The organism is Stenotrophomonas sp. 62841_Sma, assembly GCF_056482945.1.
Genome location: NZ_CM151224.1, coordinates 3,437,620 through 3,460,059, shown reverse-complemented (window position 1 = coordinate 3,460,059; position 22,440 = coordinate 3,437,620). Strand labels below are relative to the sequence as shown.

Annotated in this window: 18 protein-coding genes and 1 tRNA gene; 11 read left to right on the top strand and 8 right to left on the bottom strand. The window is 67.2% G+C overall.

Features of this window, described 5'->3' with window-relative positions; translation table 11 throughout:
• The first annotated feature begins 3 nt into the window (after window positions 1–3).
• The 5 genes from holA (at window position 4) to ACZK5G_RS16330 (ending at window position 2,813) form a co-directional block, all read left to right on the top strand.
• Window positions 4–1,041, top strand: a complete 1,038-nt coding sequence (holA, locus tag ACZK5G_RS16350; RefSeq protein ID WP_032128985.1) for a DNA polymerase III subunit delta — start codon at window positions 4–6, stop codon at window positions 1,039–1,041.
• 3 nt (window positions 1,042–1,044) lie between these two features.
• Complete coding sequence (nadD, locus tag ACZK5G_RS16345; RefSeq protein ID WP_478464096.1) at window positions 1,045–1,710, top strand: nicotinate-nucleotide adenylyltransferase; 666 nt, start codon at window positions 1,045–1,047, stop codon at window positions 1,708–1,710.
• A 58-nt stretch (window positions 1,711–1,768) separates the two neighbouring features.
• A complete protein-coding gene (gene rsfS / locus ACZK5G_RS16340; protein WP_005418109.1) occupies window positions 1,769–2,179 on the top strand; it encodes a ribosome silencing factor in 411 nt (136 codons plus the stop codon).
• 64 nt (window positions 2,180–2,243) lie between these two features.
• Window positions 2,244–2,714 (top strand): 23S rRNA (pseudouridine(1915)-N(3))-methyltransferase RlmH, encoded by a 471-nt coding sequence (rlmH, locus tag ACZK5G_RS16335; RefSeq protein WP_005418108.1) that lies wholly within the window; start codon window positions 2,244–2,246, stop codon window positions 2,712–2,714.
• Window positions 2,715–2,736: 22 nt separating this feature from the next.
• Window positions 2,737–2,813, top strand: a tRNA-Asn gene (locus ACZK5G_RS16330).
• Window positions 2,814–2,945: 132 nt separating this feature from the next.
• On the opposite strand, the gene ACZK5G_RS16325 is transcribed toward ACZK5G_RS16330, so the two are convergent.
• The 4 genes from ACZK5G_RS16325 to ACZK5G_RS16310 form a co-directional block, all read right to left on the bottom strand.
• Window positions 2,946–4,367, bottom strand: a complete 1,422-nt coding sequence (locus ACZK5G_RS16325) for a basic amino acid/polyamine antiporter (protein ID WP_478464094.1) — start codon at window positions 4,365–4,367, stop codon at window positions 2,946–2,948.
• 138 nt (window positions 4,368–4,505) lie between these two features.
• A complete protein-coding gene (locus ACZK5G_RS16320) occupies window positions 4,506–7,322 on the bottom strand; it encodes a TonB-dependent receptor domain-containing protein (RefSeq protein ID WP_049482172.1) in 2,817 nt (938 codons plus the stop codon).
• Window positions 7,323–7,513: 191 nt separating this feature from the next.
• A complete protein-coding gene (locus ACZK5G_RS16315) occupies window positions 7,514–8,164 on the bottom strand; it encodes an energy transducer TonB (protein ID WP_478464093.1) in 651 nt (216 codons plus the stop codon).
• 216 nt (window positions 8,165–8,380) lie between these two features.
• A complete protein-coding gene (locus ACZK5G_RS16310; protein ID WP_075677026.1) occupies window positions 8,381–9,118 on the bottom strand; it encodes an SIMPL domain-containing protein in 738 nt (245 codons plus the stop codon).
• Between the two features lie 130 nt (window positions 9,119–9,248).
• Here ACZK5G_RS16310 and ACZK5G_RS16305 point away from each other — a divergent pair, with 130 nt between their 5' ends.
• From ACZK5G_RS16305 to tldD, 4 genes are read left to right on the top strand one after another with little or no spacing between them, the layout of a single operon-like run.
• Window positions 9,249–9,857 carry a Maf family nucleotide pyrophosphatase gene (locus ACZK5G_RS16305; protein WP_478464092.1) on the top strand — a complete coding sequence of 203 codons (609 nt, stop codon included), beginning with the start codon at window positions 9,249–9,251 and terminating at the stop codon, window positions 9,855–9,857.
• Window positions 9,850–11,337, top strand: coding sequence for a ribonuclease G (gene rng / locus ACZK5G_RS16300; RefSeq protein ID WP_010482960.1), 1,488 nt, complete (start codon window positions 9,850–9,852; stop codon window positions 11,335–11,337). Before ACZK5G_RS16305 ends, rng begins: the two co-directional genes overlap by 8 nt.
• 30 nt (window positions 11,338–11,367) lie before the next feature.
• A complete protein-coding gene (locus ACZK5G_RS16295) occupies window positions 11,368–15,222 on the top strand; it encodes a YhdP family protein (RefSeq protein WP_478464091.1) in 3,855 nt (1,284 codons plus the stop codon).
• 60 nt (window positions 15,223–15,282) lie between these two features.
• Window positions 15,283–16,728 (top strand): metalloprotease TldD, encoded by a 1,446-nt coding sequence (gene tldD / locus ACZK5G_RS16290; RefSeq protein WP_277779229.1) that lies wholly within the window; start codon window positions 15,283–15,285, stop codon window positions 16,726–16,728.
• Between the two features lie 41 nt (window positions 16,729–16,769).
• Here tldD and yjgA read toward each other — a convergent pair whose 3' ends face one another.
• On the bottom strand, window positions 16,770–17,357 hold the full coding sequence (gene yjgA, locus ACZK5G_RS16285; RefSeq protein ID WP_317218116.1) for a ribosome biogenesis factor YjgA: 588 nt from the start codon (window positions 17,355–17,357) through the stop codon (window positions 16,770–16,772).
• Window positions 17,358–17,425: 68 nt separating this feature from the next.
• On the opposite strand from yjgA, the gene pmbA reads away from it, so the two are divergent.
• A complete protein-coding gene (pmbA, locus tag ACZK5G_RS16280) occupies window positions 17,426–18,793 on the top strand; it encodes a metalloprotease PmbA (protein WP_414577665.1) in 1,368 nt (455 codons plus the stop codon).
• Window positions 18,794–18,880: 87 nt separating this feature from the next.
• Window positions 18,881–19,252: a DUF4870 domain-containing protein gene (locus ACZK5G_RS16275; protein ID WP_010482972.1), complete on the top strand. Its 372-nt coding sequence runs from the start codon at window positions 18,881–18,883 to the stop codon at window positions 19,250–19,252.
• 85 nt (window positions 19,253–19,337) lie between these two features.
• On the opposite strand, the gene ACZK5G_RS16270 is transcribed toward ACZK5G_RS16275, so the two are convergent.
• Genes ACZK5G_RS16270 through tilS form a run of 3 tightly spaced genes read right to left on the bottom strand, consistent with a single transcriptional unit; the run spans window position 19,338 to window position 21,789 of the window.
• Window positions 19,338–20,216, bottom strand: a complete 879-nt coding sequence (locus tag ACZK5G_RS16270; protein ID WP_049462723.1) for a polyprenyl synthetase family protein — start codon at window positions 20,214–20,216, stop codon at window positions 19,338–19,340.
• Entirely contained in the window at window positions 20,206–20,466 is a 261-nt protein-coding gene (locus tag ACZK5G_RS16265) for an exodeoxyribonuclease VII small subunit (protein ID WP_005410522.1), read from the bottom strand. Before ACZK5G_RS16265 ends, ACZK5G_RS16270 begins: the two co-directional genes overlap by 11 nt.
• 36 nt (window positions 20,467–20,502) lie before the next feature.
• A complete protein-coding gene (tilS, locus tag ACZK5G_RS16260) occupies window positions 20,503–21,789 on the bottom strand; it encodes a tRNA lysidine(34) synthetase TilS (protein WP_478464088.1) in 1,287 nt (428 codons plus the stop codon).
• Window positions 21,790–22,440: the final 651 nt, after the last annotated feature.

Genomic DNA, 22,440 nt, shown 5'->3' with positions numbered 1-22,440 from the left:
CGCATGGAACTGCGTCCGGAGCAGCTGGCCAGCCAGGGCGCTGATACCGCGCTGGCGCCGGTCTACCTGATTGCCGGCCCGGAAACCCTGCGCGTGCTGGAGGCGGCCGACGCCATCCGCGCACGTGCGCGCGCCTCGGGCATTGGCGAACGTGAAGTGTTCGACGCCGATGGGCGTGATTTCGACTGGAACCAGCTCGACGCCAGTTTCAATGCCCCCAGCCTGTTCAGCGCCCGTCGCCTGGTCGAGGTGCGCCTGCCCAGCGGCAAGCCGGGCAAGGACGGTGCCGAGGTGATCAGCCAGTTCTGCGCCAATCCGGCGCCGGACGTGGTGTTGATGATCACCGCCAACGAATGGAGCAAGGCGCACCAGGGCAAGTGGGCCGAAGCGGTCAACCGCATCGGCGTGCTGTCGGTGGCGTGGGCGATCAAGCCGCACGAACTGCCGGACTGGATCGAGCGCCGCCTGCGTGGCAAGGGCCTGCGCGCGGACCCGGCCGCCGTGCAGCGCCTGGCCGAGCGGGTGGAAGGCAACCTGCTGGCTGCCGCCCAGGAAATCGACAAGCTGGCGCTGTTGGCCGATGGCCAGCCGCTGGATGTGGAGCGCATGGAGTCGCTGGTGGCCGATGCCGCCCGCTATGACGTGTTCCGGCTGGTGGAGGCGACATTCTCCGGGCAACCGCCGGCGGTGCTGCGCATGCTGGCCGGCCTGCGAGGCGAGGGTGAGGCGGTGGCCGCGTTGATGCCGATGGTGATCCGCGAGCTGCTGGCCGGTGCTGGCCTGGCCCGGGTGCAGGCCCGTGGTGGCAACCTGGCCGCCGAAATGAAATCGCGCGGCATCTGGGAATCGCGGCAGGCGCCGTACAAGCGCGCGCTGCAGCGGCATCCGGAAAGCAAGCGCTGGGAGCGCTTCGTGGCTGAAGCGGGGCTGGTCGACCGTATCGCCAAGGGGCGGGCCGACGGCGATGCCTGGCTGGCGCTGGAGCGCCTGCTGGTGGCTGTGGCCGAACCGCGTGCCGTGCGCCTGCTGGCGCGGGCCTGAGCGATGAGCCTGCGGATCTACTACGGGGGCACCTTCGATCCGGTGCACCTCGGGCACCTGGCGATCGCGCGGGCTGCCCGTGATGAACTGCAGGTTGCCGTGCGCATGCTGCCGGCCGCAGATCCGCCGCACCGTGCCGTGCCCGGCGCCACGGCCGAGCAGCGCTGCACCATGCTGTCGCTGGCCATCGGCGACGAACCGGGCCTGCTGCTGGACCGCCGCGAGCTGGATCGCGCGGCGCGTTTCCCCGGTCGGCCGTCCTACACCGTGGACACCCTGCGCGAGCTGCGCGGCGAGCTGGGGCCGAGCCGGCCGCTGGCCTGGCTGGTCGGCGCCGACAGCCTGCTTGGCCTGTCCCGCTGGCACGAATGGGAGGCGTTGTTCGGGCTGGCTCATTTCGTGGTGGCGGAGCGCCCGGGTAGTCCGTTGCAGGCCGCGGTGGATGGCGAGCTGGGCCGGGCGCTGGAAGGGCGTTGGGCCGACACCGAGCAGGCCCTGTTCGCCAGCCCGGCCGGGCGCATCCTGCGCCTGCACCACCCGCTGCGCGAGGAATCGGCCAGCGCGGTGCGCTCGCAGATCGCCGCCGGCGGCCCCTGGCGCGCCCTGCTGCCACCCAGCGTGGCGGACTATGTGGCTGCACACGGGCTGTACCGCCCGGCCAGGCCGTGAATGGCGCAGCGGCGCCATCCCCGTATAATCGCCCCCACGTTTATCGAGTCGATCCACTTTGAGCAACCAGACCCAGCCCCAGACCATCAAGGTCGATCTGCCCAGCCCGCCGCCGTCCGTGCCGGAACTGCTGGCCAGCGTCCGCCAAGCCACCGAAGACCTGAAGGCCAAGGACCTGGTCGAGATCGACGTGCGCGGCCGGTCCAGCGTTGCCGACTACATGATCGTCGTTTCGGGCACCTCGACCCGCCACGTCAAGTCGATTGCCGACGAAGTCGTGCGCTTCGCCAAGAACATCGACGTGATGCCGCTGGGCGTGGAAGGCGAGCGCGAAGCCGAGTGGGTGCTGGTCGATCTGGGCGACGTGATCGTCCATGTGATGCTGCCGCGCGTGCGTGAGTTCTACGCCCTCGAGCGCCTGTGGACCGTCGGTGACCAGCCGCCGTCCAGCGACGACGAAGTGGCCTGAGCCACGCGTTGATGCATCCCTTCGACGGCGCCGATGGCGCCGTCGACGTTTTGGAGGACCGTTGATGAAAGCCCGCCTGATCGCCACCGGTGAACGCGCCCCCAGCTGGGTGGCGCAGGGCTTCGCCGAGTACCAGAAGCGGCTGTCGCACTGGCTGCCGTTCGAGCTGGTGGAAATCGAGCCCGGCCTGCGCGGCAAGGGGCGCGATCCGCGCCGCGCCACTGAAGACGAAGGCAAGCGGGTGATCGCTGCGCTGCCGAAGAATGCCTATGTGGTGGCGCTGGACGTGCCGGGCCGCCAGCTCAGTTCCGAACAGCTGGCGCAGCGCCTGGAACACTGGCGCGGGCAGGGAAGGGACCTGGCGTTCCTGATCGGTGGCCCGGAAGGGCATTCGCCGGAGGTGTCCGCGCTGGCCGATGAGAAGTGGTCGATCGGCCCGCTGACGCTGCCGCATATGCTGGTGCGCCTGGTGGTGGCCGAGCAGCTGTATCGGGCTGCCGCAATGATTGCCAATCACCCCTACCATCGCGCGTGAAGAGTGGTTATACTAGTCGTCTGCCCGAATAGCTCAGCCGGTTAGAGCACTTGACTGTTAATCAGGGGGTCGTTGGTTCGAGTCCAACTTCGGGCGCCACCTTGAAAAACCTGCATCGCGAGATGCAGGTTTTTTTTTGCGTCTTTGTAGGGGCGAGCTTGCGCGACTGCTGTTGTGGAGCCGAGCCATGCTCGGCTGCTGCGGATGAACCAGCCGAGCCTGGGCTCGGGTCTACAGCGTGAGATTGCCTCGCCAGAACGCCACCAGCGTGGTGATCGCCACGATCAGGATCGCAGCGAACAGCATCCCCTCCCAACGCGTGAATACCTGTTCGCCGCGTTGGCGCCGGGTCAGTGCGAACAGCACCACACCGGGCACGTACAGCAGCACCGACAGCAGCAGTTTGTCCAGGCCACCGGCATACACCAGCCACAGCGCATAGGCGCTGGCCAGCAGTGCGACCACGAAATCGCGCCAGCGCACGCCTGGTTCACCGGCATAGGCCTGCCCACGCCAGGCCAGCTGCGCACCGAACGCGGTGGACAGGAAGTAGGGCACCAGGCTCATCGACGCGGCCAGCAGCACCAGCCCGGTATAGCTGCCGGAATTGACCAGCACCAGCAGCAGGAACAACTGGATCAGCCCGTTGCTCAACCACAGTGCATTGGCCGGCACGCCGCGCGCGTTCTCACGCCCCAGGAAGGCCGGCATGGTGCCGTCACCCGCGGCGGCATAGAGCACTTCGGCGCACAGCAGCACCCAGGCCAGCAATGCACCGAGAACGGAGATGATCGAACCGATGATGATCACCGTCGCGCCCCATTCGCCGACAATGGCTTGCAGCACATAGGCCATCGACGGATTAGGCAGTCCGGCCAGTTCCGCCTGCGACAGCACGCCCATCGACAACAGGCTGACCAGCACCAGCAGCAGCCACACGCCGAGGAAGCCGATCACCGTGGCGCGACCCACGTCGGCACGGCGTGCGGCGCGCCGCGAGTAGATGCTGGCGCCCTCGATGCCAATGAACACCCACACGGTCACCAGCATCATGCCGCGCAGCTGCTGGCCGAGGTCGCCGAGTGCAGGCGCGCCGAGGAAATCGGCGCGGAACACGTCCATGCGGAACGCGCCGGCGGCCAGGACCAGGAACAGGGCGATCGGCAGCAGCTTGGCCACGGTCACCAGGCCGTTGACGATGGCTGCAGTGCGCAGGCCACGCAGCACCAACAGGTGTACGGTCCACAACAGCAATGACGATGCGGCCACGGCGGCCGGGGTATTGCCTTCGCCGAACACGGGCATGAAGTGGCCCAGGCCACTGAAGATCAGTACGAAGAAGCTGGCGTTGCCGAGCACCGAGGCGACCCAGTAGCCCCACGCAGCTGAGAAGCCGATGTAGTTGCCGAAGCCTTCGCGCGCATATGCGTAGATGCCGGTATCGAGATCAGGCCGGCGGTTGGCCAGGGCCTGGAACACGAAGGCCAGCATCAGCATGCCGGCGCCACTTACCGCCCAGCCGATCAGCGCCGCAGCCGGGCCGGCGCTGCGCGCCACGTTCTGTGGCAATGAAAAGATGCCGGCACCAACCATCGAGCCGACCACCAGTGCGGTCAACGCGGGCAGGCCCAGGCGTTGCGAAGTCGCGGCCATGCAGATCCCCTGCGGCGGTGATGCCGCGTGCACACGGTAGCCATGTGCTCGTGAACATGCCTGCAAGAGCCGCAATGACGAAGGCCCGGGCAGGTGCCCGGGCCTTCGAAGTTGCTGCGTTGAAAGGTGTTGCCTGTATTACTTGAAGGTGTACTTGGCACCGACGGTGAAGTAGCGGCCCAGCGCACCAGAGAAGTGCATCGGGTTGTAGTTCACGCCGCCATATGTGGTCGGATCGAGAGGAGCGATACGGTCGAATACGTTGGCCACGGAGGCGTTGAGTTCGAAGGCGTCTGTAATGTTCCAGCGCCCCGACAGGTCGAACGTGGTGAAGGAGGAGATCTTCGTCACCGGCGTGCCATCTGCATAGAACGCCTGATACGTGCCGCCGCGCTTATCGGTGTTATCCATCTTGCCGATGTAGTTGGCAACGCCGCTGACGCTCCACGGCCCCTGCCGCCAGGTGGTACCGAAGTTGATCTTGTCCTTCGGCGTGCCGATGCAGTTGGTGACGTCGCAGTTGCCGTGGGTGCCGGCATAGTCGACGGTCTCGGTGCCCTCGGTTCGCTCGAACTTCAGGATATGGCTCCATTGCAGGTCCAGCTCCAGCTGGCCAGGGCCGATGTCGAACGTTTGGCGGATATCGGTATCGATGCCCCGAACACGCGAGGAGTTGGCATTCACATACGCTGTATTGACCGCCAGGATGTTGCCGCTGTTGGGCACGCCACCGATGTTGTTGATGTCACGTACGACGTTGCCGGCCCTGATCGCTGCCGTAGTGCTGCCCTGGGCGATTTCATTGGTGCGCTTGATCTGCCATGCATCGACGGTCATCGAAGTCGAAGACGTTGGTTGCAGCACGATGCCCACAGAGTAACTCTTGGATTCCTCCGGCTTCAGATCCTTGTTCGGGCGGGTGATGATCGCCACCGTACGGGCAGGGACATTGCATTCGGTAGGGTCAATTTCGCAGCGCAGCGGGTCGGTTGCGTTCGAGAATGCAGCCAGACCACCGTCACCGTTTTCGGCGGGGTTCGGCGCGCGGAAACCTTCGGCATAGCTGGCCCGCAGAGCGATCCAGTCGGCCGGCGTCCATTTAACGCCGAGCTTCGGTGTGGCTTTGCCTTCTCCGCTTTCGTACTTGTCGTAACGCAGCGCGCCTGACAGTTCCAGCTGTTCCAAGACCGGTGCGGACAGTTCGACGTAGCCAGCGTAAACGTTCTGCGTGCCGTCATAGGCAGAATAGCCCAAGCCGATGATGTCACCCGTGTCGGTGTAGGTCTGCGGCGTCAGGCTGTTGCTGGTCTTGCGCCATTCGGTGCCGATCGCCAGGCCCAGTGGGCCGCCCTTGAGATCCATCAGGCTGCGCGACACGGTGAAATCGAACATATCCAGACCGGATTTTGCACGGGCGCTGATGGTCGGTGAGATGTAGTCGTAAAGCGCCTGCGAGTTCAGATTGGCGTTGTCACCGATGCGCCACACGCCGCCTGCGCAGTTCGGGTTGCCCAGTGCGCACTGCACAGCGCTGTAGCGTAGGAAGCCGGTGCGCTTGTTGACCAGGTCGGTTGCCGAATGTAGATAGGCGGTATCGTAGCTCCAGTCACCCCAGTTTCCCTTGACACCGACCAGGAATCGGTTGAACTCGTTGGTGTTGTTGGTTACACGCGGACCGACATCCCATGCTGCATAGCGCAGCCTGGACGCTTGGCCGGGGATCGGATTGTCAGGATGGTCCGGGCCAAGCACGGTGGCTTTGGACCCACTGTTCGCTGTGACTACGCCACCTGGGAAACCCCAGGTGCCGGCCGCGCCCGATGGCGTGTTGCTGAAAATCGTTTCCTTCTTCGAGTAGCCGATTTCGGTGTAGATCTCGCCGCCTTCACCAAACGCGAAAGTGGCGCGACCGAACACGTTGATGTACTTCTCTTCCGGGGTCAGGTCGCGATACTGCTGTGCCGGATCCCACAGGCAGCCTTGAGCCTGTGCACTGGCGTCTGACTGGCCAGGAATGGTGGTGAGGTTCGCACAGCCCGGCAGCGCAACCAGGAAGGCAGGGTTTTCCTCGGTTGCATTGCGGTCGTCGAACACAGAACCATTGGGGCCAACGCCGCCTGCCGTGCCATTGGACAGATACGCGCCGCCTAGGAACTGCGAATCGGCTGCATCGTAGCCCCACGGGCGAGTATCGCCGGTTCCGATCCACTTGCGGTTCTTGCGATCGCTGATCTTGATGGCATCGGTCTTGCCGACGTCCAGGCTGAAGAATGCGTTCCAACCATCGCTGGCCAAGTCGCCGGTACCAGCGGTAAGGGTTGCCTTCTTGGAATCTCCATCGCTGTCGCCGGACAGACCATACGACGCACGCAGGATGGCGCCCTGAAAGTCACTGCGCAGGATGATGTTGACTACGCCTGCGATGGCGTCGGAGCCATAGATCGCCGAGGCGCCGTCTTTCAGTACTTCCACACGCTCGACGGCATCAAGCGGAATGGTGCTGAGGTCGGTGAAGACCTTCTGGCCGTCATCAGCCAGGCCGTAGGTCGCCATGCGGCGGCCGTTCAACAGCACCAGCGTGGAACCCGCACCGAGGCCGCGCAGCGAAATGCCGGCGCCACCGCCTGCGAAGCCGTTGCCGAAAGTCTTGGGAATCGAGCCTGCACCGTCAGCGGTGATGGTCTGCAGATACTCCGCCAACGTGGTCTTGCCCGTACGGTCGATTTCCTGGCGGGTCACCACCTGCACCGGGGACGGTGTTTCAGTGTTGGTGCGCGGGATGTTCGAACCGGTGACCGTGATGCGGTCCAGGTTGGTGGCCTTTTCCTGCGCGAAAGCGGAGGTGGAAGCCACGGCGCCAACCAGCAGCAGCGTGCCGCCGGTAAGGATATGGGTGATGGACGATGCCAGGGTGGTGCGGCGGCGGCTGGCGGGCCGTTGGATCAGGTGTTTCACAGCTTCTCTCCTAACTGGAAAACCGTAGCGTTGAGGGCTGTCTCCGGAAGATTCCGGGACGGACCAATCTAGGTTTCCGACAGGTGACGAAGTCGTGAATTTTTGCTTAATCAATAACAGTTGATCCTGTTCCGTCCGTACCCGCCCGGACGGAAGCGCCGGCCCGGCAAGCAGCCGGGCCGGCGATCACCTCAGTCCGGCAGCGAGAACTGCACCGGCACCATGCCGATGGCCGGCACGGCCACGCCATCACGCTGGGCCGGCTCGAAGCGCCAGTGCCTGAGCACCTGCTGGCGTGCGGCCTGGTCCAGGCTGCGCGAGCCACTGCTGCGCTCGATGCTGACCACCGCCGGCTGCCCGAGGGAGTCCACCTCTACCCGCAACAGCACCGTCCCCTGCTCGCGGTTGCGCAGTGCCGCCAGCGGGTAGGCCGGCGGCGGGGCGCTGCGGTACTGCAGCTGGGCGCCGGCCAGAGGCGTGGAGGTGTCGATGCTCGGTGCCAGCTGGGGCGGGGCCGGTTCGGCGGCCGGCAGTGCGATGCCCTGGGTCTCCTCCACGGTCGCGGTGGGTGCAGGCAGTGGCGGTGCTACCGGCTGCGTCCGGGGTTTCGGCACCACCTGGACGATCTCTTTCGGCAGGATCGGAACCGGCGGTGTGGGCGGTGGCGGGATCTTCTCGATCAGCCTGACCGCAGTCTTGTCACGTGGGACCTGCACGGCCTGGTAGGTCGCCGGGATCAGCAACATCAGCAGCGCGATCAGATGCAGGGCGATGGCCGCGCTCCAGGCGGCAACGCGGGCGGGGTCGAAGTGCGGGGATGCAACGGGATACGTACGAACCATGGTCCACCTCCATGCCAGTGACGAAGTCCTCAACGCACCAGAGCCCGTGGCGGGGTTGCCGCACGCGGCTGGCAGTCCATCAGTAGCGCGACATGGCGGCCACTGCCTAGAGGTAGGGGCGGCATCGTTGGGCTGGCCTTCAGCCAATGCCGGTTGCGGGCATGAAAAAGGCGGATCCCCTGCGGGATCCGCCTTTGTTGGCAATGGCGAACGGAATCAGCGACCCAGTTCGAACACCACGTCCAGGTTGACCGAGACGGTCGACTCACCTGGTGCGACCGGGGTGGCCTTGTCCATCGCCGCACCGGCCGACATGGTGCGCATCATCTGCATCGGGCGGAAACCGCCGTTGCTGTTCTCGGAGATGCTGACGATGCGGCGCACCTGCAGGCCCAGGGACTTGGCATAGGTCTGGGCACGGGCCTGGGCCTTCTTCAGGGCAGCCAGGCGGGCTTCGTCATAGACCGGTTCCGGCTGGTCGATCTCGAAGCTGGGGCCGTTGATCTGGTTGGCGCCCTGCGCGGCCAGCGCATCGAGCACCTTGCCGAGCTTGGCGATGTCGCGGACCTTCAGGCTGACCGTGTTGCTGGCCTGGTAGCCGGTGATCTTCGGCGCCTCATTGTCGGCATAGCGGTACTGCGGGTTGAGGCTGACGCCGCTGGTCTGCACATCGCGCTCGGCGATGCCGGCGGCCTTGATCGCGGCCAGCACCTTGTCCATCTGCTGGGCGTTCTGGCGCATGGCGCTGTTGCCGTCGGCGGCCTGGGTAACCACGCCGGCCGACAGGGTGGCCACGTCCGGTACGCGGGTGGCTTCGGCATTGGCCGAGATGTTCAGCAGGGTGCCTTCGGCCGCGGCGGCGATCGACGGCGACGACGGAGCGGCATGGGCGGTCATCGAGGTTCCAAGGGCAAGGGACAGGGCAAGCAGCAGCGGGGTGGCGGTCAGGCGCATGGGATCTCCTTGTTGTGGCAGTGAGGGTGGTGTCGTAGCGATGAACGCGCTGTGAGCCTGTTCGGGGTTGTACGCGTTCCGTAACGGGTTGCCGACGATTCAGGTGGCGGCCTCAGGTTATGCTGTGCCGATGCTCTATCTTGCTTCCCGCTCCCCCCGACGCAACCAGCTGCTGGCCCGACTCGGACGCCCCTTCCAGGCCCTGGACCTGGAGGTCGTCGAGCAGCGCGCGCCCGCTGAAAGCGCCGAACAGTATGTCTGCCGGGTCGCCGCCGACAAGGCGCGCGCCGGGTTGGCCCGGGTGCTGGCCGATGACCCGCAGGCGCGCGTGCTCGGCTCGGACACCGAGGTGGTGCTGGATGGCGACGTGTTCGGAAAGCCCACTGACGCCGCCGATGCGCGGGCGATGCTGGCGCGCCTTGCCGGGCGTACCCATCAGGTGATGACCGCCGTGGTGGTGGTCGGCGCGGACGGGCTGGACAGCGAACTGGTCATTTCCGAAGTGACCTTCGCCCCGATCGACGCTGCCGACATCGCCGCCTACGTGGCCACCGGCGAGCCGTTGGACAAGGCCGGGGCCTACGCCATCCAGGGCGGGGCCGAGCGCTGGATCGAACATCTTTCCGGCAGCTACTCCGGCGTCATGGGGCTGCCATTGCTGCATACCGATCGTCTGCTGGCGCGCTGCGGCGTGCCGGCCATAACTGCCGATGCCGCCAGGGAGGCCGCCGATGTCTGAGGAAATCCTGGTCAATGTGACCCCGCGCGAAACCCGGGTCGCGGTGATCGAGAACGGCATGCTGCAGGAACTGCACATCGAGCGCGGTTGGCGCCGGGGTGTGGTCGGCAACATATACAAGGGCAAGGTGCAGCGGGTGATGCCCGGCATGCAGGCGGCCTTCGTCGAAGTCGGGCTGGAGCGTGCCGCGTTCCTGCATGCCAACGACGTGGTGCGGCCGGCGCCGGTGGCCAGTGCCGATACCGAGAACACCACGCTGCCGCCGCCATCCAGCGTGCCGATCGTCGAGCTGCTGCGCGACGGCCAGGACATCGTGGTGCAGGTGGTGAAGGACCCGATCGGGACCAAGGGCGCACGCCTGACCACCCAGATCAGCATTCCCTCGCGCTACATGGTGCTGCTGCCGCAATCCAAGGTGGTGGGCGTTTCCGCACGCATCGAGGATGAAACCGAGCGCGCCCGCCTGAAGGCGCTGGTGACCGAACTGTCGGCGCAGCACGGGGGCTACGGCTACATCGTGCGTACCAATGCCGAGGGCCAGCCGGCAGAGGCCATCGCCGAGGACATCGCCTACCTGTCGCGCGTTTGGAACGTGGTCGAGCGTCGTGGCCGCGAAGCGGCCTCGTGCAGCAACATCTATGAAGACCTGAGCCTGCCGCTGCGATCGGTACGCGACCTGATCCGCAAGGACGTTGACAAGGTGAAGGTGGACTCCAAGGAGACCTTCGCGCAGTTGCAGGCCTTTGTTGCCAAGTACATGCCGGTGCTGGCCGAGAAGATCGAGCTGTACAGCGGTGATCGCCCGATCTTCGACATGTTCGGGGTGGAGGACGAGATCGGCCGCGCGCTGGACAAGCAGGTGCCGCTGAAATCCGGTGGCTACCTGGTGATCGACCAGACCGAGGCGATGACCACCATCGACGTCAACACCGGTTCGTTCCTCGGCCAGCGCAACCTGGAAGAGACGGTGTTCCGCACCAACCTGGAAGCGGCACAGGCGGTGGCACGGCAGCTGCGGCTGCGCAACCTGGGCGGCATCATCATCATCGATTTCATCGACATGGACGATGCCGAGCATCGCCGCCAGGTGCTGCGCACCCTGGAAAAGGCGCTGGCCCGCGACCATGCCAAGACCACGGTGTACGACTTCTCGCCACTGGGCCTGGTGGAGATGACCCGCAAGCGCACGGTGGAAAGCCTGGAGCGCCAGCTGTCGGAGACCTGCCCGCAGTGCAGCGGCCGCGGCAGCATCAAGACCACCGAGACGGTGACCTACGAGATCTTCCGCGAGATCACCCGTGCCGTGCGCCAGTTCGATGCCGCGCGCCTGCTGGTGATCGCGTCGACCAAGGTGGTCGCGCGCATCACCGACGAGGAATCCGCGGCGGTGGCCGAGCTGGAGGAATTCCTCGGCAAGAGCATCCGCTTCCAGGCGGACGAGCAGTACCTGCAGGAGCAATTCGATGTCGTTCTGCTCTGATCCTCGCCGGCCGCAGGCCGGCGGTGGCCGATGAGCGCGCCGCCGCGCCTGCGACTGCGAAGGATCCGCCGTCATTTCATTGCCGCCTGCGCGGTGGGCCTGGTCGGGCTTGCACTGCTGGTGGGCACCCTCAGCCAGCTGCTGCCGCTGGCCGAGCGCCATCCCGACAGGATTGCCGCCTGGCTGAGCGAACGCGCTGGCCAGCCGGTGCGTTTCGACCAGCTGCAGACCGCCTGGACCCGGCGTGGTCCGCTGCTGCAGCTCAAGGGCCTGCGCATCGGCGCCGGCCAGGGCCTGGCGATCGGCGAGGCCGAGGTGCTGGTATCGATGTACAGCGGCCTGTTGCCTGGCCGGTCGCTGACCGAGCTGCGCCTGCGTGGCCTGGCGCTCGACCTGCAGCAGGGCGAGGACGGTCGCTGGTCGGTACGCGGCCTGCCGCAGGCCGCCAATGGCGGGGACCCGCTGGATGCACTGCGCCGGCTGGGCGAACTGCAGGTGATCGGAGGCCGCCTGGGCGTGCATGCGCCGGGGCTGGGGATCGACACCACGCTGCCACGCATCGACGTGCGCCTGCGGGTCAACGGCGACCGCCTGCGTGTAGGCGTGCGTGCCTGGGCCCAGACCGAAGCGCTGCCGTTGACGGCGGTGCTGGACGTGGACCGCGTGCGCGGCAATGGCCAGGCCTGGCTGGGCGCCGATCCGGTCGATTTCCATGCCTGGTCGCCGCTGCTGGCGGCCGGCGGTGTGCGCCTGCGCGAAGGCAAGGGCGAACTCAACCTGTGGCTGACCCTGCGCGATTTCGCGCCGGTGGCGGTGACCACCGATTCGGACCTGCGTGATGTCCGCATCGATGGCGCACCGATGCCCTCGATGGCGGCTCCGCAGCTGCAGCTGCAGCGGTTGCAGGCACGCCTGCGCTGGCAGCGCCAGGCTGATGGCTGGGCGTTGCAGGTGCCGCGCCTGCGCCTGAAAACCGAAGAGGGCGAGCAGCAGCTCGATGGCCTGCAGCTGCAGCTTGGCAAGCAGCTGCGGGTCCGTTCTGGCGAAGTGCAGGCCGGCACCGCGCTGCGTGCGCTGGCCCTGAGCGATCGTCTCGAACCGGGCCTGCGTCGCTGGCTGTTCCTGTCCAGGCCGCAGCTGGATGTGGGCGAGTTGCAGCTGGCGGGCGATCGCGATGGCCCGCTGTGGGCGCAGGGCGAACTGCAGTCGCTGGGCTTCGCCAGCGTGGGCAATTCGCCCGGCCTGCGCGGCCTGGGCGGGCGCTTCGAAGGCGACGCGGATGGCTTCAGCCTGCAGTTGCAGCCGCAACGGCAGCTGCAGTTCGATTGGCCGACCGGCTTTGGTGTGCGTCATGACCTGCATCTGGCGGGACAGGTGGTGGGCTGGCGCGACGAGGGCGGTGGTTGGCGTATCGGTACTGCGGCGATGCGCGTGGAAGGCACCGACTATGCGGCCGACGTGCGCGGCGGGGTCTGGTTCCAGGGGGACGGTACGCGGCCGTGGCTGCAGCTGGCGGCCAAGCTGGACGACGTGCCGATGACCGCGGCCAAGCGCTTCTGGATCCACTCCAAGATGAGCAAGGGCGCCACCGACTGGCTGGACATGGCGCTGGCCGGCGGCCAGGTGCGCAATGGCATCGGCCTGGTCAGTGGCGACCTGGACGACTGGCCGTTCGACAACAACGATGGCCGCTTCGAGGCCACCGGCCATATCACCAACGGTGACATCCGTTTCCAGCACGATTGGCCGTTGATGAGCCAGGTCGACGCCGATATCGCCTTCATCGGCCCCGGCTTCGACATGCATGGGCGCGGCGATCTGGCCGGTGTGGCTGTGCAGAAGTTCGAGGCGGGCATTCCGGATTTCGGGCAGCAGCCGCTGTATGTGCGCGCCGATGCGCAGAGCGAGGCGGGCAAGCTGCTGGCGATGCTGCGGCAGAGCCCGCTGCACAAGGATTATGGCGACACCCTGGACAACCTCACTGCTGCCGGCCCGGCGCATGTGACCTTCGATCTGCTGCAGCCACTGCACCACGATGAAGGTGGCGGCCACCTGCAGGGGACGGTCGATCTGGCCGGCGTGAAGCTGGTCGACAAGCGCTTCCAGCTCGCCTTCGACAACATGCAGGGACAGGCGCGCTACAGCAATGGCGGTTTCGATGCCGAGGCACTGTCGGTGCGCCACCTCGGCCAGGACGGTCGCCTGAGCCTGCGTGCCGGTGGCTACGTGCACGACAGCAGACTGGCCTTCGAATCGCAGCTGTCGGCCACGCTGGATGCTGGCGTGCTGATCGACCGCGCGCCGGAGATGGCGTGGCTCAAGCCCTACATCACCGGAACCTCGCCGTGGACCATCGCGGTCAGCCTGCCCAAGGTCGCTCCAGGGGCGCCTGCGCCGCCCAGCGAGCTGCGGTTGAGCTCCGATCTGGTCGGGACCCGGCTGGACCTGCCGGCGCCGCTGGACAAACCGGCTGCCGAGCCGTTGGCGACCACCGTGGCTGCACAGCTGCCGATGGGGGCCGGCCGCATCGACGTTGCGTTCGGCCAGCGCCTGGCGCTGGCCGCACGCAGCCACAACAACCAGACCGGCGTGCAGGTCACGCTGGGCAGTGATCATGTCGATCCTGAGCCGCCGCCGAGCGGGCTGACGGTCAATGGCCGTAGCCCGACCCTGGATGCGCTGGAGTGGATCAGTCTGGCGCGGGGTGGCAGTGATGACGACGCCATGCCGCTGCGTGCGGTGGACGTGCAGGTCGGCCAGTTGAAGCTGATCGGTGGCGTGTTCGAGCAGACCCGGTTGCAGCTGCGCCCGGGCGCGCAGGCACTGGATGTGCGCCTGGACGGCCCGTCGCTGGCCGGGCGCCTGACCGTCCCCAATGCAGATGGCGGCACCATCAGTGGCCAGCTCGACCGCGTGCACTGGCAATCCCTGCCGGCGGCTCCGGGTGCATCGGCCGCACCGGCACGGGTACAGGCCGGCGCCAACGACATGGACCCGGCCAAGCTGCCGCCGTTCGCGCTGGACATCGCCGACCTGAAGTTCGGCAAGGTGGTGCTGGGCCAGGCGGTACTGCGTACGCGGCCGCTGGCCAATGGCCTGAACGTGGACGAGCTGCGCTTCCGTGCGCCCGACCAGGAGATCGACATCAGCGGTCGCTGGCTGGGCCGCACCGGTGGTGGCCGCACCGAGCTGACCGCACAGGTGCGCAGCGAGGACCTGGGCGGATTGATGCAGAACCTCGACTACGGCGGCCAGCTGCGTGGCGGTTCCGGCCAGGCGCAGCTGCAGGCCACGTGGAGTGGGGGGCCGTCGGACTTCCAGCTGGGCAACCTGCAGGGCCGCCTGGACCTGCACGCGCGCAACGGCCAGCTGCTGGAGCTGGAACCGGGAGCCGGCCGGGTGCTGGGCCTGCTCAGTGTCACCCAGCTGCCGCGGCGCCTGATGTTCGACTTCCGCGACTTCTTCTCCAAGGGCTTCGCGTTCAACCAGATCGACGGCAGCATGCAGTTCGGCCAGGGCATGGCACGCACCGACAAAGTGCTGATCGAAGGCCCGGCAGCCAACATCACCATCCGCGGCCAGGCCGACCTGCGCAACCAGCAGTTTGACCAGACCATCGACGTCAACCCGCGTGCAGGCAATCTGCTGACCGTGGTGGGTGCGGTCGCCGGTGGCCCGGTGGGGGCGGCGCTGGGCGCGGCCACCAATGCGGTATTGTCCAAGCCATTGGGCGAGATTGGCGCCCGTACCTACAAGGTGACCGGTCCATGGAAGGAACCGAAGGTGGAAGTGATCGAGCGCAGCCGCGACAAGGCTCCGCCACCCGTACCGGCACCGGCGCCGGCCATTCCGCCGACCGTCACCGGCCTGCCGCGCTCGCGTTGAGCGCGGCTTTCCTGTTCACGGGGCTTGCCTGAGCGCCCCCGCATCCCCAGATCGAGAACCATGACTGATATCGCCCTGACGCTTGCCCAAGACCGCCTGCTGCGCCCCGGCGGCCTGGATACCGCTGGCCTGGAGCGCACCTTCGGCCAGCTGCTCGGCCCCGGTGTGGACTTCGGCGACCTTTATTTCCAGCATGCCCGCCGCGAGAGCTGGAGCGTGGAAGACGGCATCGTCAAGGACGGCGCCCATTCCATCGAGCAGGGCGTGGGCGTGCGGGCGATTTCCGGCGAGAAGACCGGCTTCGCCTACTCCGACGACATCCATGCCGATGCGCTGCTGACGGCGGCGCAGTCGGCGCGTGCGATCTCGCGTGAAGGTGGCGCCCAGTCCGGGCGGTCGCTGCTGCGCGGCAACGCGCGCGCGCTGTACCCGGCGCTGGACCCGATCGATGGCATCGGCAACGAGGCCAAGGTCGAGGTGCTCAAGCGCCTGGATGGCTACCTGCGTGCCGCCGATCCGCGCGTGAAGCAGGTCATGGTCAGCCTGTCCGGCGGCGTCGATACGGTACTTATCGCCCGCAGCGACGGTGTGCTGGGCGCTGACGTGCGCCCGTTGGTGCGCCTGAACGTGCAGGTGATCGTGGAGCACAACGGTCGCCGCGAGTCCGGCTATGCCGGCGGTGGTGGCCGCTACGGGTATGAGGAGCTGTTCGCGGACGGTCGCCCCGAGGCCTTTGCCCGCGAGGCGCTGCGCCAGGCGCTGGTGAACCTGGACGCCGTTCCGGCACCGGCCGGGGTGATGCCGGTGGTGCTTGGTCCGGGCTGGCCCGGCGTGCTGCTGCACGAAGCGGTCGGCCACGGCCTGGAAGGCGACTTCAACCGCAAGGGCACCAGCGTCTACGCGGGCCGCATCGGCGAGCGCGTTGCCGCCCCGGGCGTGACCATCGTCGATGACGGCACGCTGGACGGACGCCGTGGTTCGTTGAACATCGACGATGAGGGCCACCCGAGCCAGTGCACCACCCTGATCGAGGACGGCATCCTGGTCGGCTACATGCAGGACAGCCTCAACGCACGGCTGATGGGCATGGCGCCGACCGGCAACGGCCGCCGCGAATCGTTCGCGCACCTGACCATGCCGCGCATGACCAACACCTACATGCGCGCCGGCCAGCACGACCCACAGGAAATGATCCGTTCGGTGAAGAAGGGCCTGTACGCAGTCAACTTCGGTGGCGGCCAGGTCGACATCACCAGCGGCAAGTACGTGTTCTCGGCCACCGAGGCCTACCTGATCGAGGATGGCCGCATCACCGCGCCGGTGAAGGGTGCGACGCTGATCGGCAACGGTCCGGAAACCATGCAGAAGGTGCGCATGGTCGGCAACGATCTGGCCCTGGACGAGGGCGTGGGCATCTGTGGCAAGGACGGGCAGAGCGTGCCCGTGGGTGTCGGCCAGCCCTCGCTGCTGATCGAGGGCATCACGGTCGGCGGTACCCAGGCCTGAGCCGGGCGATGGCCAGCGCCACCGCCCAGGCCGACGCGGACTCAGTCCTCGTCGGCTTCGTCGCTGTCGACGGGGGCGGCGTCTTCGGCGCTGGCCTTCAGGCCCAGCGCGGCCGGCAGCATCAGGGCGCGCAGCACCTGGAAAATTTCGCGGTAGGCGCGCGGCGGCTTGTTCTTGGCCTTCTCGGCCTGCGCATTGCGCACCAGCGTGCGCAGTTGCTGGCGGTCGGCCTGCGGGTAGTCGTCCAGCAGTGCAGCCAGCGCCTTGTCACCCTCGGCCAGCAGGCGCTCGCGCCAGTCTTCCGCGCGGTGCATCATCGCCACTTCACGGCGACCGGTTTCGCTGTTGGCGTCCAGCGCATCGCGGATCGCATCCAGCGTGGCGTCTTCTTCGCGGCGCATGTGCTTGGCCAGGAACGCCAGCTGGCGCTTGTGGGCGATGTGGGCGGTGATGCGCTTGCACTCGGCGATATGCGGCAGCAGGTCTTCCGGGATCGGCAGGCGTGCCAGCTGCGCCGGGGTCAACGACACCAGCTTCTCGCCCAGGGCCAGAACGTCGAGCGCGTCGCGCCGGTTCTGGCTGCGGCTCTTGTCGTGGAATTCACCGGTTTCTTCGTCGCGTCCGCGCATCGTTCCTACCTGATCTCAAAAAAAGTCGCCCGGCGTGATGCCGGGCCCAACCCGTACAGGATAAAGCATTGAACGTGATCGCCCCTGAAGTCGCTGTCGGCGACGACAGCCTGGCCCGGCTGGAACGGCTGGCCGACCTCTCCCAGCAGCTGCTCGACCGCGCCCGTGCGCTGGGCGCCAGCCAGGCCGAGGTCAGCTGCAGCGAGGATCGTGGCCTGGAGGTCAATGTCCGCCTTGGGGAGGTGGAGACCGTGCAGTCCACCCGTGACCGCGGTATCGCCGTCACCGTCTATTTCGGCCAACGCAAGGGCAGCGCCAGCACCGGCGACCTGAACGAGGCCAGCCTTGCCGCCACGGTCGAGCAGGCCTGTGCGATCGCCCGGCACACCGAAGATGACCCGGCTGCCGGCCTGGCCGAGGCCGCACTGATGGCCACCGATTTCCCGGATCTGGATGCCTGGCACCCCTGGGCGCTGCAGGCCGACGAGGCGGTGGACCTGGCCCTGGCCTGCGAGAACGCAGGCCGTGAGGCCGATGCGCAGATCCGTAATTCCGACGGCGCCTCGGTTTCGAGCATGCAGAGCCTGTCGGTGTACGCCAATTCGCATGGCTTTTTCGGCCGTGAGCGTGGCACCCATCATTCGGTGGGCTGTGCGCTGATCGCCGGCCAGGGCGATGGCATGCAGCGCGATGGCTGGTACACCAGCGCGCTGGCCCGCGAGGATCTGGAAGAGGTGGGCCTGGTCGGTCGTCGTGCTGCCGAGCGCACCGTCGCCCGCCTGCAGCCTCGTTCGATGGCCACCGGCAGCATGCCGGTGCTGTTCGCCCCGGAAGTGGCGCGCAGCCTAGTTGGCCACCTGCTGTCGGCGGTGTCCGGCGGTGCGCTGTACCGCCAGGCCAGCTTCCTGCTGGACAGCGTTGGCCAGCAGCTGTTCCCGGACTGGATGCAGATCGAGGAACTGCCCCACCTGCGCCGTGGCCTGCGCTCGGCCGCCTTCGACGGTGACGGCGTGGCCACGCGTGCTTCGGCCCTGGTCCGTGACGGCGTGCTGCAGCGCTATGTGCTGGGCAGCTACTCGGCACGCAAGCTGGGGCTGCAGACCACCGCCAATGCCGGTGGCGTGCACAACCTGCAGCTGGCCGCCAACGCGGGCTCCCTGCAGGACATCGCCCGGCAGATGGGAGATGGCCTGCTGGTGACCGAATTGATGGGGCAGGGCGTGAACGGGGTGACCGGCGACTACTCGCGCGGTGCCGGCGGCTTCCGCGTCGAGAATGGTGAGATCCAGTACCCGGTGGATGGCGTCACCATCGCCGGCAACCTGCGCGAGATGTTCAGCAGCATCGAAGCGGTCGGCAGTGACGTCGACCCGCGCTCGCACATCCGGACCGGTTCGATCCTGCTGGGGCGGATGACCATCGCCGGTAATGATTGATGGCGTCGATGGCGTAAGCTATGCCCGCCTGACGCAACCAGCTTGGTGCTGGTGGGTCAAGACCACCCAATGAAAAGGAGTTTTGTCGTGAGCGAATTCGATAACGTCCCGCCGCCGCCGGCCACCACCGACGTGCCGGCCGACCAGCGCACCATGGCCCTGGCCGCGCACCTGCTGGGCATCTTCACCGGCTTCATCGGCGCGCTGATCATCTGGCTGATCAACAAGGATGACGCGGGCAAGGCCTTCGTGACCGACCAGGCCAAGGAAGCCCTGAACTTCCAGATCACCGTGACCATCGCCATGGTCATCAGCATGATCCTGACCATCGTGATCATCGGCGTGTTCCTGGCCCCGATCGTGGGCATCATCAGCCTGGTGTTCAGCATCATCGCAGCGGTCAAGGCCAACAACGGCGAAGCCTACCGCTACCCGTTCGCACTGCGCCTGATCAAGTAATACCGGCGGCATGCGGAATTGAAAACGCCCGGCATTGCCGGGCGTTTTCATGTGCGGGGAGCGACGGGCGGTGCCCGGCGAGCGATCAATGATCGCGTTCGACCGCCAGCGTCGCCAGTGCACGCAGTGCATCGGCCTCTTCGCCGTACCCGGCCAGGATCGCCTGCATGCGTGCCGCGAGTTCGTGCAGCTGGGCCTTCGCCCCGTCCAGGCCGAGCAGGGCAGGGAAGGTGCTCTTGTCCTGCGCCTGGTCCTTGCCGGCGGTCTTGCCCAGCTGCTCGGAACTGGCCTCGACATCGAGGATGTCATCGCGTACCTGGAAGGCCAGGCCGAGTGCGTCGGCGAAGCTGTCCAGCTGGGCCAGCTGAGGTTCGTGGGCCTGGCCGCACAGCGCGCCCATGCGCACCGCCGCACGGATCAGCGCGCCGGTCTTCAGGGCATGCATGCGGGTCAATGCCGCCAGCGTCTGCTGCTGGCCGGTGGCATCGATATCCAGCGCCTGGCCGCCGCACATGCCAGCGGCGCCGGACGCGTGGGCCAGGGTCTGCAGGCAGGCCACGCGCAGCGTGGCCGGCAGCGGTGCATCGGCCAGCAGGCCGAAGGCACGGGTCTGAAGCGCGTCGCCTGCCAGAATCGCGGTGGCTTCATCGAAGGCGATGTGGGTGGTCGGCTTGCCGCGACGCAGCGCGTCGTCATCCATTGCCGGCAGGTCGTCATGCACCAGCGAGTAGGCGTGGATGAGTTCGACGGACATGGCGGCCGCATCCAGGCTTTCCGGCTGCGCACCGAACAGGTGGCCACTGGCGTAGACCAGCAGCGGGCGCATGCGTTTGCCACCGCCCAGCACCGAATAGCGCATGGCCTGGTGCAGGCGCTGCGGTGCTTCGGCAGGCGAGGGCAGCGCGGCGTCGAGCTGGCTTTCGATACGGTCGCGCCAGCGCGCGAACAGAACCTCAGCCGTCATGGCTGGGCGGATCGAAAGGCTCGGATGCTTCCGGCTGCGCCGGATCGCTGAGCAGGCGCACGCGCAGCTCGGCCTGCTCCAGCGCCTGCTGGCACTGGCGATACAGACCGACGCCACGTTCGTAAGCACTGAGCGAAGCTTCCAGGCTCAGCTCGCCGGTTTCCATCTGCTCCACCAACTGCTCCAGCGATTCGAGCGACTGCTCGAACTGGGCGACCGGGGAGGCGTTTTCGGGGGACTTCTTGGCCATGCGGCAAGTGTGGACGGGCCGCGCGCGGGGGTCAATTCACCAGCCGCCCGGGCGCCACTGCAACTGCGCGCCATGCGCCTGCAGCCAGGCCTGCAGCGGTGCGGCGATGACCACGTCGGCGGCGGCCAGCAACTGCGGGCCATCAAAGATCAGCGGCAGCTGCGCGCGTCGCCAGGGGGCGAGGTGTTCGCGTTGCAGGCAGTCCTTCAACGCGTGCGAATGCTGGCGACCGGGCAGCAGAATGCGCTCACCGCCCACGCGTGCACGGACCTGCAGCGGGCGATCGAAGGCCGGGGTGCCCTGCAGGCGCAGCTGTCCACCATCGGGCAGTGCCAGCGGTGCGCGTCCATCCCATTCGGCCTGCCACCCGAGGGGAAGCGCAGGCAGCCGGGCCGGCAGCAGGTAGGCGTGGTCGCGCCACTGTTGGATCGCGTGATCGTGCCAGCGCACCCGCGCCTGGCGATCGTTGTCGGCCGGCAGCAGCTCGTCCAGCGCCTGCTGCAGCACGGTGGCCGGCAGCGGTGCCGCGTCGTGGCCGGCCAACCAGGCACGCAGCACGCGTGCGGCACGGCCCGTTGAGACCTGGCGAAGCAGCTGCAGCGACAGCACGCGTGGAGCGACTTCCAGGTGTGCGATCAGCTCGGCGTCTTCCTCGTCAAGCAGTTCGCGGGTCTGCCCGCAGTGCGTTGCGCTGCCCGCCATCGCCGCAGCGGCATGCGGCCAGCGCTGGCGCAACAGCGGCAGCACCTGCAGGCGCAGGAAGTTGCGATCGGCGTGGTCGTCGGCGTTGCTGGGGTCTTCGATCCAGTGCAGTGCATGTTGGTGGGCATGGTCGATCAGCGCACTGCGCGGTACCGCCAGCAGCGGGCGCCACAAGGGATGTTCGCCAAGGCGGCTGTGCGTGGACATCGCCGCCAGGCCATCAACGCCGGAAGCGCGCAGGGCGCGCAGCAGGAAGGTCTCGGCCTGGTCGTCCAGGTGCTGCGCCAGTGCCAGCGTTTCGCCGTCGCGCAGTTCCGCCGCGAACGCGGCGCGTCGTGCCTGCCGCGCCGCGCCTTCAAGGCCGAGGCCCGCGCGGTTGTCGACCTGCACGCGATGCACGGCCAGTTCGATGTCCCAGGCCTCGCATTGCTGCTGGCAGTGCAGCACCCAGTCATCCGCATCGGGCTGCAGGCCGTGGTGCACGTGCACCGCGCGCAGCGCCGTGCCGGAAGCTTGCGCGCAGCACCACAGCCAATGCAGCAGCACGGTGGAGTCGACACCACCGCTGTAGCCCACCAGCAGCGGCGCATCCAGCGGAACGAGGGCAGGGAATTCAGTCACGGCGGCAAGTATAGGGTTGGTCGGCAGGGCTGCGCCCTGCACCCGCTACAAGCAACGGCAACGGCCGAAGCGACAGCAGAAGCGGGTTTCCTGAGGGTTGGCGGGGTGGGTCCGGTTGCGGGGGCCGCTGCAAGTCCCCCTCCGGGGCCCGGCCCAGCCGCTGGCGGCTGTGCGTTCGGGCGCTTGCGAAGCCGTGCTTCGCAAGCAAAGCGCCCTCACCCATGTAAGCTCGGTCGCCGCTTGCTCGTGTGCGCAGTCCTGCGCACACGGCAAGACCGGGGTTGGGCGTCCTGCCCAACCCGCCCGAGGCATGCCTCGGGCCCATGCGGCTCACGCCCCCGCAACCGGACCCACCCCGCCTTCGACAGAATGCCGCGATCTGCCAGAACGGCGTCGTGCACCGCTTTGGTAGGTGTCGACCTTGGTCGACACAGTAGATCCACGCCATGCGTGGATGACTCATTCGATATCTGACAGATGTGTCGACCAAGGTCGACACCTACCAACAACCGCGGAGATCTGTCAGAGGCGGGGCACTGTGGGTTTGCGGGGTGTGAGCCGCATGGATGCGGCGATCAAGGCTACATGGACGTACTTGCGCCGTCCCCGCAAACCCACAGTGCCCCGCCATCCCACGGAATGCACGCTGTT

Bases quoted from the DNA above. Each gene is read 5' to 3' on its own strand.
- ACZK5G_RS16325 (WP_478464094.1), bottom strand. From the start codon at position 4,367: ATGGCCGCGACTTCGCAACGCCTGGGCCTGCCCGCGTTGACCGCACTG.
- yjgA (WP_317218116.1), bottom strand. From the start codon at position 17,357: ATGCGCGGACGCGACGAAGAAACCGGTGAATTCCACGACAAGAGCCGC.
- ACZK5G_RS16270 (WP_049462723.1), bottom strand. From the start codon at position 20,216: ATGACGGCTGAGGTTCTGTTCGCGCGCTGGCGCGACCGTATCGAAAGC.
- holA (WP_032128985.1), top strand. From the start codon at position 4: ATGGAACTGCGTCCGGAGCAGCTGGCCAGCCAGGGCGCTGATACCGCG.
- ACZK5G_RS16315 (WP_478464093.1), bottom strand. From the start codon at position 8,164: ATGGTTCGTACGTATCCCGTTGCATCCCCGCACTTCGACCCCGCCCGC.
- ACZK5G_RS16265 (WP_005410522.1), bottom strand. From the start codon at position 20,466: ATGGCCAAGAAGTCCCCCGAAAACGCCTCCCCGGTCGCCCAGTTCGAG.
- nadD (WP_478464096.1), top strand. From the start codon at position 1,045: ATGAGCCTGCGGATCTACTACGGGGGCACCTTCGATCCGGTGCACCTC.
- rng (WP_010482960.1), top strand. From the start codon at position 9,850: ATGTCTGAGGAAATCCTGGTCAATGTGACCCCGCGCGAAACCCGGGTC.
- rlmH (WP_005418108.1), top strand. From the start codon at position 2,244: ATGAAAGCCCGCCTGATCGCCACCGGTGAACGCGCCCCCAGCTGGGTG.
- ACZK5G_RS16295 (WP_478464091.1), top strand. From the start codon at position 11,368: ATGAGCGCGCCGCCGCGCCTGCGACTGCGAAGGATCCGCCGTCATTTC.
- ACZK5G_RS16310 (WP_075677026.1), bottom strand. From the start codon at position 9,118: ATGCGCCTGACCGCCACCCCGCTGCTGCTTGCCCTGTCCCTTGCCCTT.
- ACZK5G_RS16305 (WP_478464092.1), top strand. From the start codon at position 9,249: ATGCTCTATCTTGCTTCCCGCTCCCCCCGACGCAACCAGCTGCTGGCC.
- tldD (WP_277779229.1), top strand. From the start codon at position 15,283: ATGACTGATATCGCCCTGACGCTTGCCCAAGACCGCCTGCTGCGCCCC.